This is a genomic window from Rossellomorea sp. y25, from assembly GCF_038049935.1.
In the GTDB taxonomy this organism is placed as follows: domain Bacteria; phylum Bacillota; class Bacilli; order Bacillales; family Bacillaceae_B; genus Rossellomorea.
In genome coordinates this window covers 2736777-2750768 of sequence record NZ_CP145886.1, presented here as the reverse complement: position 1 = coordinate 2750768, position 13992 = coordinate 2736777, and the positions used below count along the sequence as shown (strand labels likewise).

Genomic DNA, 13992 nt, shown 5'->3' with positions numbered 1-13992 from the left:
ATAAATTGCGTTTTTATCTTTTCAATTCGTAAGAATTCTAGTAAATTAGAAATATTGTGTCACGTAGGAGGTCCCCATGAGAAGAAAATTACCATTTGAACTAACCAAGGAGCAATCCTTTTATGAAGCATTATCCGATTGGGTCGGTGATGTATTTTATGATCTATTACCTGAAAAGGGATTTGATTTAAGGGATGAACAGGTATTTATGGCCTTTCAACTTAATCAAGCCTATAAAAATAAGCAAGTCATGTATGCGGAAGCAGGTGTCGGTACGGGCAAAACCCTTGTATACCTCTTATATGCGTTATCCTATGCCAGGTATACAGGAAAACCTGCAATCATTGCATGTGCCGATGAAACACTCATTGAGCAGATTGTGAAAAAAGAGGGGGACATCCAAAAGCTTGAACATGCCCTGGATTTAGACATAGATGTTCGTTTGGCAAAGTCGAGGGAGCAATATCTTTGCATAAAGAAATTAGAAGAAAATGTTTCTCAAAATGAAGTTTATCAAGATATGTGGGAGGAATTGCCGGACTTCGTCCATGACAATTCTTCTATGAGAAGCTTCAGTCATTACGGGGATCGTAAAGAATATGCCGGGTTGTCAGATGAAGAATGGAATCATGTAGGCTGGGACTCCCTTCAGGACTGCATGTCCTGCGTCTATCGCCATCGTTGCGGCCTTACGCTTCACCGTGAACACTATCGGAATGCGGCTGACTTGATCATCTGTTCACATGATTTCTATATGGAGCATATCTGGACCAAGGACAGTAGAAAACGGGAAGGTCAGCTGCCACTTCTGCCGGAAGCAAGCTCAGTCGTCTTTGACGAAGGTCACCTATTGGAATTTGCTTCTCAAAAAGCGATGACTTACAGGATGAGGATGGAGACACTTGAAGGACTATTAGAGAAGCTGTCTTCATCGGATATGAGGGAGGAGACCCTTTATATCATTGAAGATATCATGCTCGACAATGAAAAGTGGTTCGAGCTACTCGAGAAGGACTCCAAAGGGGAGTCAGGCTCCGATAGACAATACATCATTCGTTCAGAAGCCATATTACAGCAGGGCAGGTCTATAACGGAGAAAATCGAAAACCTCTTGAATGAGCTCGTTTTTGAATCTGAAATGTACGTTATGGATGATTATCTTTTAAAGGTAGTGGAAGAATATCTGGAGCAGATCCAGTATTCGTTGAAACTGTTTTTAGATGATGAAAAAGGAATCTACTGGTTGGAAACATCAGAGGAAGAGCACACATTTGTGGTGATGCCGAGATTAGTCGAGGAAATTCTTAGAGAACAAGTTTTTTCTCAAAATATTCCATTTATTTTTTCTTCGGCAACCCTTTCCTATAATGGAGACTTCTCTTATGTTTCTCAATCGCTTGGGATTGAGACATATGAAAAATTTTCAGTGGAATCCCCTTATGATTACGAAGACATGATGAAAGCGTATCTTCCTTCACTGGATGCCGGAGTACATTCCAAAAATCAGTATGTATTTGACAAACTGAAGAGTAATCAAGGGAAATCGTTGGTTCTTTTCACCTCCATGGATGAAATGAATGCATTTAGGTCGTTTCAGATGCAACAGGCTGATCAGGCATGGAATGTAATCTATGAAGGGGACAGAGAGATCAGTGATACGGTAGAGCAGTTCCAGCAGGAAACGTCCACGGTCCTGTGCTCATATCACTTATGGGAAGGATTGGACGTGCCAGGGGAGTCCCTTTCACAGGTCATTATCTACTCGCTTCCATTCCCTCCAAAGGACCCTGTCTTTGATGCGAAACGAAAGCATGCCACTCATTCTATGGAAGAAGTTGATATTCCTTACATGATCCTTCGCTTGAGACAGGGAATCGGACGTCTGATTCGGACGAGTGAAGACAAGGGGAGCATCCATATTCTGATGAATGACGCGGAAACATCACATAGAGAATTGGTAGAATCAGTTTTACCCGTTGGAATTGAAGTGTTGAACGCATAGTCAATAGAAGTTAAAACCGCCTTAATGGGCGGTTTTTTTGTGATATGATAAAATAGATTGAATGTTAAAAAAAGGGGGATTTTAAAAATGAAAGAATCAGTAATAGAGACAAAAGATCAATTTCATGATTATGTTAAAAAAATGTCTGCCTACAACGAAGCACTTGGTTTGATGTTCTGGGATTTAAGGACCGGCGCTCCAAAAAATGGTGCAGAGCAGCGGTCAGAAGTCATCGGGATGCTTTCATCTGAGCTGTTTGAAATGTCCACTTCCAATGAAATGGCCGCTTACTTAGCAAAACTCTCTCCAGAAATGGATCAGTTGGATGATATGACACAAAAACTATTAGAAGAGTGTCAAAAAGAGTATGATCGCAATAAAAAAATTCCTGCATCTGAATATAGGGAATACGTCGTGTTACAGTCTAAAGCTGAAGGAATCTGGGAAGAAGCGAAAGAAAAAGCGGATTTTACCATGTTTCAGCCTTATTTAGAAAAGCTTGTATCCTTTACGAAACGCTTTATTGATTATTGGGGCTACGAAGATAACAAATATAATACGCTACTGGATATGTATGAGCCAGGTGTAACGATAGAAGTGTTAGATAAGGTATTTGGCGACCTTCGGGATCAAATTGTTCCACTTGTACATAAAATTTCTGAATCGAAAAATAAGCCACAAACCGATTTCCTTTTCAAACACTTTCCAAAGGCTAAGCAAAAGGATTTCAGCTTAAAGATCCTTGAACAAATGGGATATGATTTCAACTCTGGAAGACTGGATGAAACGGTACATCCGTTTGCGATTGGTTTAAATCCTGGTGATGTTAGGGTAACAACTAAATATGACGAGAAGGATTGGAGAACAGCCGTATTTGGAACGATTCATGAAGGTGGACATGCCCTTTATGAACAAAACATTTCAAAGGACTTGATGGGCACACCACTATGTACGGGAACGTCCATGGGAATCCATGAGTCTCAATCCCTGTTTTATGAAAATTTTGTAGGGAGAGATCATTCTTTCTGGAAGAAGAATTATTCGCTATTGAAGGATTACTCAACTGGACAGTTTGATTCTGTGGAACTGGACGATTTCTATCGGGGGATTAATGAATCCAAACCTTCGTTAATTCGAATTGAAGCAGATGAATTAACGTACGCTCTACATATCATCATCCGCTATGAAATTGAAAAAGGATTATTTAATGATGAGATTGACGTGAAGGATCTTCCTGAAATCTGGAATCAGAAATATGAAGAGTACTTAGGTATCCGTCCTTCCCATAATGGTGAAGGAGTCCTCCAGGACGTTCATTGGGCCGGTGGAAGCTTCGGTTACTTTCCGTCATACGCATTAGGATATATGTACGCGGCACAGTTTAAGCGTGCCATGTTAAACGATCTTCCTCATTATGAAGAGCTGTTGGAAGAGGGGAATCTTGCTCCCATCAGAGAATGGCTGACCAAGAACGTCCATCAGTGGGGCAAGATGAAGAAACCGCTGGAAATCATCAGGGAAGTTACCGGAGAAGGGCTTAATGCAAAGTACTTGGCCGAGTATTTAACTGAGAAGTATTCAAAGGTATATTCCTTGAATTAACGAATACAATGGAGGCAAAATCATGGAAATTAAAGTTGCATCGCTAGAGGATAAATTGCTGGTAGGAATAGGGTGGACTGGACCGTATGGAAGAGGGTCTGAGATTCCTAGACTGTTTACCAAGTTTCAACAGATGATCCCATCCATTCACCACATCAATGGAGATGAATGCATATACGCACCTTTCCATGACAGAGCGACTGATTTTACGTATTATTGTACCGTAGAGGTTGATCGTGTGGAAAAGCTTCCACCGGGGTTATTGGAACTAACTCTCCCTGCAGGCGATTATGCTCACGCTCTATATGAAGGGCTGTCAACGGAAGTCGAGCAGGCCTACTTTTCGATCTTTAACTGGATTAAGGAAAATGGGTATGAAAAAGACAACTCCAGACTGAGTGTCGAGAAATTTTTGTCTCAGGACAGGGAAATCAACGAAACGGAAGACAAAAGGAAATTAGAGTTGTTTGTTCCAATTAAAGAGAAATAGAAAAGAGGCTGCCGTTATGTGGCAGCCTCTTTTCTTTATATCATTTTGATTTTTTCGCCCCAGGGCAAGCCGCCTCCGCTTTTCTGATTGTCGAGCTCCGGCGGCTTGGGGCTCGAGGTCATAAGCCAAGTAACCCAAAAAGGCAAAGAGCGCCTTTCCGGGTTACTCGTCTTATGCTTGTCGCCCCAGGGCAAGCCGCCTCCGCTTTTCTGATTGTCGAGCTCCGGCGGCTTGGGGCTCGAGGTCATAAGCCAAGTAACCCAAAAAGGCAAAGAGCGCCTTTCCGGGTTACTCGTCTTATGCTTGTCGCCCCAGAGCAAGCCGCCTCCGCTTTTCTTTTTACCACAAATGATAGCCCTTGGATGCAGGTGGTGCATTTTGAATCATGTCGATGAATGGAACGGTGTAGGCAACAAGAATGAGAGCTGCTAAGATGGTTAACCAAATTCTCCAGTTTTCAAGGACCATTGGACTTCTCTCGGCCGCTTCCGCTTTTTCACCTACCGGGAATTCTTCTTCTCCTTTAGGTGCGAAGAATGCCAGATTGATAAAGATATATAGAACCAGGATAATCCCGATAAAAAGAATCGTTCCCCCGATCGCTTGTGCGACTTGATATGGAATCCAAGCAAGGGCTTGCGGTGCATCCCCATAAGTCGAAAAAGAAGATCGTCTTGGCGCGCCCAGTAGGCCGACAGCATGCATGGCACCTGACATAATACCCATTCCTACAGACCAAACAATGGCTTGCACGATCGCCAGTTTGTTCATTGCTTTCGTTAAGACGCGTCCCGTTAAATGAGGTACGAGCCAATAGGCAATACCGAAAAACGTTAACACAACGGAAGTTGCCAAAGTTAAGTGGAAGTGGCCCGTAACCCAAATGGTATTATGAACAACCTGGTTCATTTGGTTAGATGCATTGATTAATCCACCTGCTCCCGCAGGGATAAAGGCCACCATGCCGATAAAGGGTACGGTAAAGCGTGCATCTCCCCATGGTAACTTCTTAAACCATCCAAACAATCCGGTAGCTCCTTTGGATCTGCCGTACATTTCAAAGGTAGCGAAAAGAGAAAATGCAGTCATCAAGGAAGGTATGACAACCATAAAGGTAAGAACAACCTGTAGAAACTTCCAATATGCGTCAATTCCAGGTTCCACTAATTGGTGATGGAAACCTACCGGGATAGAGAATAGAAGGAACAAAATAAATGAAAGTCTGGCTAACGAATCTGAAAATATTTTTCCGCCAATGATTTTTGGAATAATGACATACCATGCCATATAGGCAGGCAGCAGCCAAAAATATACAAGGGGATGACCGAAATACCAGAATAATGTTCTGCTTACGAGCACATCTACTCGATCAACGAGGCCAAGAGACCAAGGAAGGAGCTGGAATAAAACCGTTCCTGCCACACCAATGGTGGCGACAATCCATAAGACGGTATTGATGATGGCCATGAATGTTAACAGAGGGCTTGGTAGTCCAGGGTTTTCTTTTCGCCAGCTTACATATTTGATGATCATGCCGGCCCCGCCTAACCAGCTTCCAACAACGACGAAAGTCAAACCTAAGTAAAATATCCAGTGTGCCTGCAGGGGAGCATAGAAAGTATAAAGTACAGTTGCTTCATTTAATAGAATCATAACAGCGGCCATGATTGTACCAAGAAGCATGACCCAGAATCCTAACCAGCCAAACAAGCGCGATTTTCCAGAATAGGTACCGGAAGTTCGGGAAATGGCAGCATGCTGGAATCCAAGGATAAAGAAAGTGGTTAATACCAATCCCAATAATACGCCGTGAACCGTTAAGACCTGGTAATAGCCAATCCCTGCAGGCAAAATGAATTTGCCTGACCTTACCAACACTTGTAATAATCCAGCCAATCCACCTAGAGCCAAGGCAATAAAGCCAACATAAATATGTGCCATCGCCAAAGTAGCATCTTTTTTCTCAATTCTCACAAATCGTTTCATTTTAGTCCACCACCTTGATCATAGATTTCATTGTGTGGTGACCTACCCCACAATATTCATTACATACAACGAGAAATTCTCCTGTTTTGTCAAGGGTTGTTGTATATTCACTAACAAATCCAGGTTCAAGCATCATATTAATGTTTGTTCCTGCCACTTCAAATCCGTGAACAACATCTTTTGTTGTGGCGATGATTTTAAGTGTAGATCCTTTAGGTATTTCAATTTCCCCGGGCGTGTAGAGAAATGCTGATGCGACAAACACTAACTCGTAATCCCAATCCTTCCCTTCTATCTTCTTTAATCCCGGCTCGTTAAAGGGCGAGGTTTTATCCACTTGCTCGGGATTGACGTATGCTTTCGCGCTTGGAGGTTGATGTCCTTGATGAAAAGCACTGATTCCTAAAATAACTAAAAATAAGATAAGAGACCCTGTTCCTAACGTTAACCACCATTTTTCATAGCGATGCATGTGCATGTTAACCACTCCTTCAGAATTAAAAACGATTTAAAAATAGTAAGAATACTCCTAGCCAAGTAAGGACTAAAAAACCACCTAGGAACAGAACCGAAGTAAAAGTTCCTTTTAATGAAGTTGACTCTTCGACCTTAACCTCGGTTTTTTGATGTAATTCCGGTTTCGCCATTTATCTCATTCCTTCCATTCATTGGATGATTGATTTTGTTATCACTATCATAAAGGTGTAAACCCTTATGAATCTGTGATAAATGTCACAGGTTACGTGAAAAATTGTGAAATAAATGTGAAGTCAGAAATAAATAGGTCTTTCAATCGGTTCATTTGTCGGAACGACATGCATAGAGTATAGGAATGAAAATAAAGAGGGAGGAGGATATTTCGTGGAAAAATTTTATTGTAAGCATTGCTGTCAGATCTTTTCCGAGAAAACGGTTTGTCCTCAGTGTCAACTTCATGTAGATTCGAAAATCCACATTCATGTCCAGAACCAGGGGGACAAGAAGAAAACTCGTTAAAGCGTAAACCTTTTAGCAGTCAACATGACTGTGTTAATATATAGAAGATTCAAATAATGGGTAGGGTGGTGTGAAGATGTATTTACCTTCATTTTCATTAAAAGATAAACTGGCTGTTGTCTCTGGTGCCGGTCGTGGAATTGGACGAGCTCTCAGTATAGGTTTAGCAGAATCAGGAGCCGATGTTGTCCTGCTATCAAGGACGAGGGGCGATCTGGAAGAAACGGCCAGTGAAATTGAAAAGCTGGGAAGAAGGGCTTATATAATCCCGACGGATGTGACATCACGGGAAGAGATTCAAAAAGCGATTGCTTACATAGAAGATCAAAAACGTTCCATTGATATTTTAATTAATAATGCAGGAATGAATATTCGTTCCAGCGCCCTTGAGGTTACGGATGAAGAATGGCAAACGATCATGGATACAAATTTGAAATCTGCTTTTATGATGAGTCAGGAAGCAGGTAAACATATGAAGGAGAAGAATCAGGGGAAAATCATTAACATAGCGTCTGTAGCTGGACAAGTTGCTTTACGTACAGGGGTTGTGTACGCTTCAACGAAAGCAGCCATGATTCAAATGACGAAGGTATTAGCCATGGAATGGGGAAAATACAATATTAATGTGAATAGTATCGGACCTTGGTATTTTAAAACGCCACTAACAAAAGAGCTATTGCAAAACGAAGAATATGTAAACGATATTTTGGCCGTAACACCCCTAAAGAGAATCGGTGAACTGGAGGAACTTGTAGGCCCTGCTGTTTTCCTTTCCTCGGATGCTTCGAATTATGTTACAGGCCAAACCCTTTTTGTGGACGGTGGAATGACGATTCAAGGTTTTTGAACTTCCGTACAACAAAGAGCTAACTTATTGCGGGTTAGCTCTTTGTATATGGTAAAGTGATTATCGAATCACAATAATCACCAATGGTATTCTTTTCGAATGAAGGCATATTCAGATGGATTTGAAGGACTATACATAATCTTGAATACATGTTTTGTGATTTTTTGGAAATGCTACCCTTACATGGAAGTGTAAGGAGTGTACGTATATGCCGAAAATTGTCTCAGTTGAAACCGAGATTCCCCCTGTGAAGATTACACAAAAAGAAGCGGCAGAATTTGCGAAACAATTGTTTTCGACAAGCTTTAAGAATATCGGACGTCTTCTCACCGTGTTTGAAAATGGTGAAATAGACAGTCGTTATTTCGTAAAAGATCTCGAATGGTTTTCTAGGGAGCATACCTTTCAAGAAAAAAATGATGAATTCATTCACCACGCAGTTGAATTAGGCAGCAAGGCTGTTAAGAAAATCCTATCCAATCATCAGATTACACTGGAGGACATTGATGCGATTTTTACGATTTCAACATCTGGCCTCGCAACACCAAGTCTAGAAGCGAGAATTATGAATCTTCTGCCATTCTCTTCTCATGTTAAACGAATTCCGATTTGGGGATTGGGATGTGCAGGGGGGGCAAGCGGGCTGTCACGGGCCTATGAGTACTGTTTAGCTTTTCCGAAAGCAAATGTTCTCGTCCTTTCCATTGAACTTTGTTCACTCACCTTTCAGCATGGGGATCGCTCAAAGAGCAATTTAATTGGAACGTCTCTTTTTGCGGATGGCGTTGCGTGTGCTGTTGTATGTGGTGATGAAAGCCCATTACTTGAAGGGATTTCCCACCCATTGCCATCCATTTTCGCCACTCAATCGACTCTCTTAGAGGATTCACTGGATGTAATGGGGTGGGAGGTAAAGAATAACGGTTTATATGTAGTGTTTTCAAAAGATATTCCCACACTGGTGAAGAATTGGCTCAGGCCGAATGTTGAGGGATTTATCAATGCAAATGATATCAGCCTTGAAGATATTAAGCATTTTGTGGCACATCCAGGAGGTAAGAAGGTCATTGAAGCCTATCAGGAAGCTTTAGGAATGGATGAAAGCATGACATCTGAATCAATGAAGGTCTTGAAAAACTATGGGAATATGTCATCTGTAACCATCTTGTATGTGCTGAAGGAATTTATGAATAAAGGCTGTGAGCGTGGAGATATAGGCTTGGGTACCGCTTTAGGGCCGGGGTTTAGTTCGGAACTGCTTTTGATGAGGTGGGAATGATGCTCTATTTCATTCTGTTTTTTTTCGTACTGATGATTCAGAGGCTTGTGGAGCTATTCATTGCCAAGTCAAATGAGAAGTGGATGAAGGAACAGGGGGCAAAAGAATATGGACAGGCTCATTATAAAATGATGGTGGCTATCCATATCGCATTCTTTGTTTCGTTGTTAATTGAAGGAGGGATCTTTCATACAGGGGTTAACCCCTATTGGCCAATCCTGTTGGCTGGCTTCATTCTCACTCAGCTCGGGAGAATTTGGGTGATTTCTTCACTGGGGAAGTATTGGAATACAAAAATCATCGTGCTTCCGAAAGCTGAAGTGGTTGCGAAAGGTCCTTATAAATATTTGAAGCATCCTAACTACCTTATTGTGACATTAGAATTCTTGATTGTTCCATTACTCTTTAATGCCTATTGGACCCTGTTTGTCTTTGCATTATTAAATCAATTCATTCTCTCTATTCGCATTCCGCTTGAGGAACATGCACTTCGAGATGAAACGAATTATGAAAGGATTCACCTTCATACAAAGGGCTGGATCCCCCTAATCAAGAAAGAAAAATAATTTTCTTATTGAAAATGATTATCGTTTTTGTTAAGATTCTAATTGAAGATGATAATTATTCTCAATTTTTCTTAACAAAAGGGTGGGGACAAATATGGTATGGTTTCTGATATTGTTTACTGTATTAGCGTATAGCTTCATGATGAAGCATGTTTTATCAAATGTAATGAAGGATTCAGCACAAGAGAAGAAAGTACCATCATACCAGACAAACTCAAAATCTTTTGTTCATTCAAACCTGATCGCAACTGACACAACACGATAAATACATAGTCCCCTTCTTCGGAAGAGGGCTTTTTATTTTGTCTTTTGCCTCTTTTGAAATCCCTGCATATACTAATACCGTTCTCAAATACCCCATGTTGATATGATTTCATAGAGAAATTGAGCTAAATACGATAAAATAAAAACGTTATCATTTTTCTGAAAACAGAAAGGAACTAGTTCAATGAGTCAGATAGAGCATAAAAGTACACAATTACATAATACATTGCAACAACTTACAGCCTACCACGATACTTTCCGTCACAACGGAGACGTAGAGCGGGCCGCAAAGGTAGAAAGATTAGCAGAGAAATTATACAACGATGAACTGATTTTAGCCTTCTGCGGCCACTTTTCGGCTGGAAAGTCTACAATGATTAATCACTTAATGGGGGAAGAAATCCTCCCGTCCAGTCCAATCCCAACCAGTGCGAATCTAGTAAAGGTTCACCATGCATCTACGGATTTTGCGAAAATTCATTATCATGATTCCCAGCCGTTATACTTCAAGGCGCCATATGAGTTCTCCACCATTAAGGACTTTTGTAAAAACGGTGAGGAAGTATACTCTGTAGAAATAGGGCGTAGCAAGAGTGAGATGCCAGAGGGTGTATCGGTTTTAGACACGCCTGGCGTAGACAGTACGGATGATGCCCACAGACTATCAACTGAATCCGCCATTCATCTCGCTGACGCCGTTTTTTACGTAATGGATTATAACCATGTTCAATCTCAGGTGAACTTTGAGTTCACAAAGGAAATGATCCGTCATGGAGTCAAGCTGTATCTCATTGTAAATCAGATTGATAAACACCAGGAAGAAGAATTAACATTCAGCGACTTTAAAGAAAGTGTTGAGAACTCGTTTGCTTCTTGGGGTGTTGTACCCAATGGAACGTTTTTTACAAGTCTAAAAGCTCCGCATCATCCTCATAATGATCTTGAAAAATTAGAGTCATTAATTGAAGAGCAGGTGAAACAGAAAAGTGAACTGATAGAGGACTCTGCAGAATCGGCTATTTCTCAATTACGATCTGAGCATGAGAAGTGGTATGAGGAAGAGCTTGAGAAAATCGAGGAAACAGGGAGAGACCTACTGACAGAGGAGGAGTGGAATAACAAAGACGCTCTTCTTCAAACTGAAAGAAGATTGATTGAAACTTTAGCAAAAAATAACGTAAAAGCGATTAAAGAACATTTTGAGGCAGAAAGAAGAGAAGTCCTTAAAAATGCGTATTTAATGCCGTTTGAAACGAGAGAATTAGCGAAAGATTTTCTGGAAAGCAGACAACCAGACTTTAAGGTAGGTTTTTTATTTTCAAAACAAAAGACAGAAGATGAAAAAGCGATCAGAATTCAGAAGTTTAAAGACGATGTAAATACCCGCATCGAATCTCAATTAGAATGGCATCTGAAGACACTGGGAAAAAACATGGTGAAAGAATACAGTCCTTCATCAGATCAACGAATGAAGTGGGATCAATTATCTCTGGAAGTGGATGAACCATTTCTTATTGATCTAATTAAATCAGGTGCGGGAATAACGAGTGATTACGTTCTACAATACTGTGATGATCTTTCTGAGGAAATAAAGGGGAAAGCCAGAAACTATACAAATGATTTGTTTGGAGACACTTTGAATGAAATTGAAAGCGCGTCTCGAGAAGAGAATTCAGTTTTAGAAGCTGAGCTTAATGAACTCCAAAAGAAAACGGGAGTCATTTATCAGTGGAACACATTATATGAAGAAAAGACCACTCAACTGCGAAAATTAATGAGTATTGAAATCGATCAAATACAGGCAGATTCTATTCTCCAACAATGGATTGTGAATTGGAAGGCAAGGTCGGAAGAGTATATTCTTGCAACTGACATGGAGTTGGATCAAAAAGAGACAATACGACGAACCAGGGAAAAGATTGTGACGGAGCCACGAAAAGAACAACAAGCTTCTATAGGAGGGGTTATCGAACGTTTAGATACGATGACCCATGTATTCAGGAAATACAATGGGTTTTCCAAGACAGCGGATCTATTAGAAGGAAAGAAAGAGCGCCTTTCCAATCAATCCTTCACGATTGCATTATTCGGTGCTTTTAGTGCGGGGAAATCATCATTTGCCAATGCACTATTAGGGAAGAAAATACTTCCTGTGAGCCCAAATCCGACAACTGCTTCGATCAATCGAATCAATCCGGTATCAGAAAGCGGTGAGCATGAGACTGCCCATGTACAAATCAAAACCTACGACCAACTATTTCAAGACATCGTTCATACTCTTTCCTTTTTCAATCGCAGTGTCTCAACCCTCGATGAAGCAATGGTGATTGTACCTGCTTTAACGAGTGAAGGCAGTGGTAAGGAGAATGTACACCTTTCATTCCTGCAGGCTTTTTATAATGGTTATCCTGCCTTTAAAGAAAGTCTTGGAAAGACAAAAAAGGCCAATCTTGAAGAGTATAGAGGATTTGTAGCGGATGAATCTCAAGCTTGTTTTGTTGAGTCAATCGATCTCTATTTCGATTGTGATATTACAAGGCAGGGAATCACACTCGTCGATACACCAGGAGCAGATTCAATAAACGCAAGACATACAGGAGTAGCATTTGAATATATCAAAAATGCCGATGCGATACTATTTGTGACCTATTACAATCATGCATTTGCCAAGGCAGACCGGGAGTTCCTTATTCAATTGGGGCGAGTGAAGGATACATTTGAATTAGATAAAATGTTCTTTGTCGTAAACGCCATCGATCTTGCAAGTGATGAAGAAGAAAAGAATGAAGTGATTGACTATGTGGAAGCGCAGCTGATTCAATATGGCATTCGTTTTCCGAGGATCTTTGGAGTGTCTTCTCTCCAAGCTCTCAAGGAATCAGGTTCCCACAAGTCAGGAATGGACCTATTTAAGAAGGAATTCCAAACATTTATACAGAATGAATTAGTGAGCATGAGTATTGAGTCCGCTCTTAGTGAGTGGGATAGGGGATTGCAACGGTTTAAACAATATATTCATACGGCGTCAAGTGATAAAGCGTATAAGCAAGTACGCAAACAGGAGCTGAACGACGCGAAGGTAAAGGTTCGCTCACTAATCGATGCTAAATCTGTCCAGCCCCTGGAAATCGAAATGCAGCAAGAATCGAAGGAGCTTGTCTATTATGTAAAACAAAGGGTGTTCTTCCGGGTATCCGACTTTTATAAAGAAGCCTTTCATTCAGGATTATTTCTGCAATACTCCAACCAGTCCCTAGCGATAAGAGAAGGGTTAAAGGAATTTCTATCGAGTATCGGATTTGATTTGGCTCAGGAAATGAGGGCCACTTCTCTTCGCATCCAGCAGTTCATTCATAAACAACTCAACGAACAATGGATCGCCCTTGAAGAATTGATTGAACAGGTGGAGAAAGAACTAGTATTATCTCCACAAGATTACAAAAACGAAAGCACCATTGAATTTGAGAACGCATTTAAACAAATAGAGCTGCGACTATTCGAAGAAGCCTTTTCTTCATTTAAAAATCCAAAGCATTTCTTTGAAAAAGGCGGGAAAAAAATTGTTCAGGAAAAATTGGAAGCACTACTACAAAAACCTGCAGATAGCTATTTAGAACATGAACAGTTACGCCTGGAATCATGGGGTGCTTCGTATTTAGAAAGAGAATTCGACATGCTGAAAAAAGAAATGTTGACCCAGGTGATGGAGCAGATCAATTCCAATTTAGACGCTTTAGAGACAGTTCAGGACCTCCACAAACTAAAACAGGATTTGGAGCGTCTCGATCACATTCAAGCTTAAAGAAGAGAAGGAGGAGAATCGTGGCGAATCCTTATCATTGCTGTGCTACATGTATTCACATTCGAGGAGTTAAAACTGATAAGAAGACCTCCTATTTTTGTTCCCGACTAGGCTATGAAACCAAAACCACTTATCAATTCTCTTGTTGGGAACCGAAA

Annotated in this window: 10 protein-coding genes; 8 read left to right on the top strand and 2 right to left on the bottom strand. The window is 40.9% G+C overall.

Features of this window, described 5'->3' with window-relative positions; translation table 11 throughout:
• The first annotated feature begins 76 nt into the window (after window positions 1-76).
• From AAEM60_RS13855 to AAEM60_RS13845, 3 genes are all read left to right on the top strand, one after another.
• Entirely contained in the window at window positions 77-2002 is a 1926-nt protein-coding gene (locus AAEM60_RS13855) for an ATP-dependent DNA helicase (protein WP_341356526.1), read from the top strand.
• 87 nt (window positions 2003-2089) lie between these two features.
• Entirely contained in the window at window positions 2090-3604 is a 1515-nt protein-coding gene (locus AAEM60_RS13850) for a carboxypeptidase M32 (RefSeq protein WP_341356525.1), read from the top strand.
• 22 nt (window positions 3605-3626) lie between these two features.
• Complete coding sequence (locus AAEM60_RS13845; RefSeq protein WP_299737877.1) at window positions 3627-4094, top strand: GyrI-like domain-containing protein; 468 nt, start codon at window positions 3627-3629, stop codon at window positions 4092-4094.
• Between the two features lie 339 nt (window positions 4095-4433).
• Here AAEM60_RS13845 and AAEM60_RS13840 read toward each other — a convergent pair whose 3' ends face one another.
• Both AAEM60_RS13840 and AAEM60_RS13835 read right to left on the bottom strand, forming a co-directional pair.
• On the bottom strand, window positions 4434-6080 hold the full coding sequence (locus AAEM60_RS13840; RefSeq protein ID WP_341356524.1) for a b(o/a)3-type cytochrome-c oxidase subunit 1: 1647 nt from the start codon (window positions 6078-6080) through the stop codon (window positions 4434-4436).
• A gap of 1 nt (window position 6081) precedes the next feature.
• A complete protein-coding gene (locus tag AAEM60_RS13835; protein WP_341356523.1) occupies window positions 6082-6558 on the bottom strand; it encodes a cytochrome c oxidase subunit II in 477 nt (158 codons plus the stop codon).
• A gap of 594 nt (window positions 6559-7152) precedes the next feature.
• On the opposite strand from AAEM60_RS13835, the gene AAEM60_RS13830 reads away from it, so the two are divergent.
• From AAEM60_RS13830 to AAEM60_RS13810, 5 genes are all read left to right on the top strand, one after another.
• Window positions 7153-7923, top strand: coding sequence for a glucose 1-dehydrogenase (locus tag AAEM60_RS13830; protein ID WP_341356522.1), 771 nt, complete (start codon window positions 7153-7155; stop codon window positions 7921-7923).
• Between the two features lie 208 nt (window positions 7924-8131).
• Entirely contained in the window at window positions 8132-9202 is a 1071-nt protein-coding gene (locus AAEM60_RS13825; protein WP_299737858.1) for a 3-oxoacyl-[acyl-carrier-protein] synthase III C-terminal domain-containing protein, read from the top strand.
• Entirely contained in the window at window positions 9199-9768 is a 570-nt protein-coding gene (locus AAEM60_RS13820; protein ID WP_299737856.1) for an isoprenylcysteine carboxylmethyltransferase family protein, read from the top strand. The genes AAEM60_RS13825 and AAEM60_RS13820 overlap by 4 nt, the downstream gene beginning before the upstream one ends.
• 94 nt (window positions 9769-9862) lie before the next feature.
• The gene (locus AAEM60_RS13815) at window positions 9863-10033 is read left to right on the top strand and encodes a hypothetical protein (RefSeq protein WP_299737854.1); all 171 of its coding nucleotides are present in this window, start codon (window positions 9863-9865) and stop codon (window positions 10031-10033) included.
• Between the two features lie 183 nt (window positions 10034-10216).
• Window positions 10217-13834: a dynamin family protein gene (locus AAEM60_RS13810; protein ID WP_341356521.1), complete on the top strand. Its 3618-nt coding sequence runs from the start codon at window positions 10217-10219 to the stop codon at window positions 13832-13834.
• The last annotated feature ends 158 nt before the right edge of the window (window positions 13835-13992 follow it).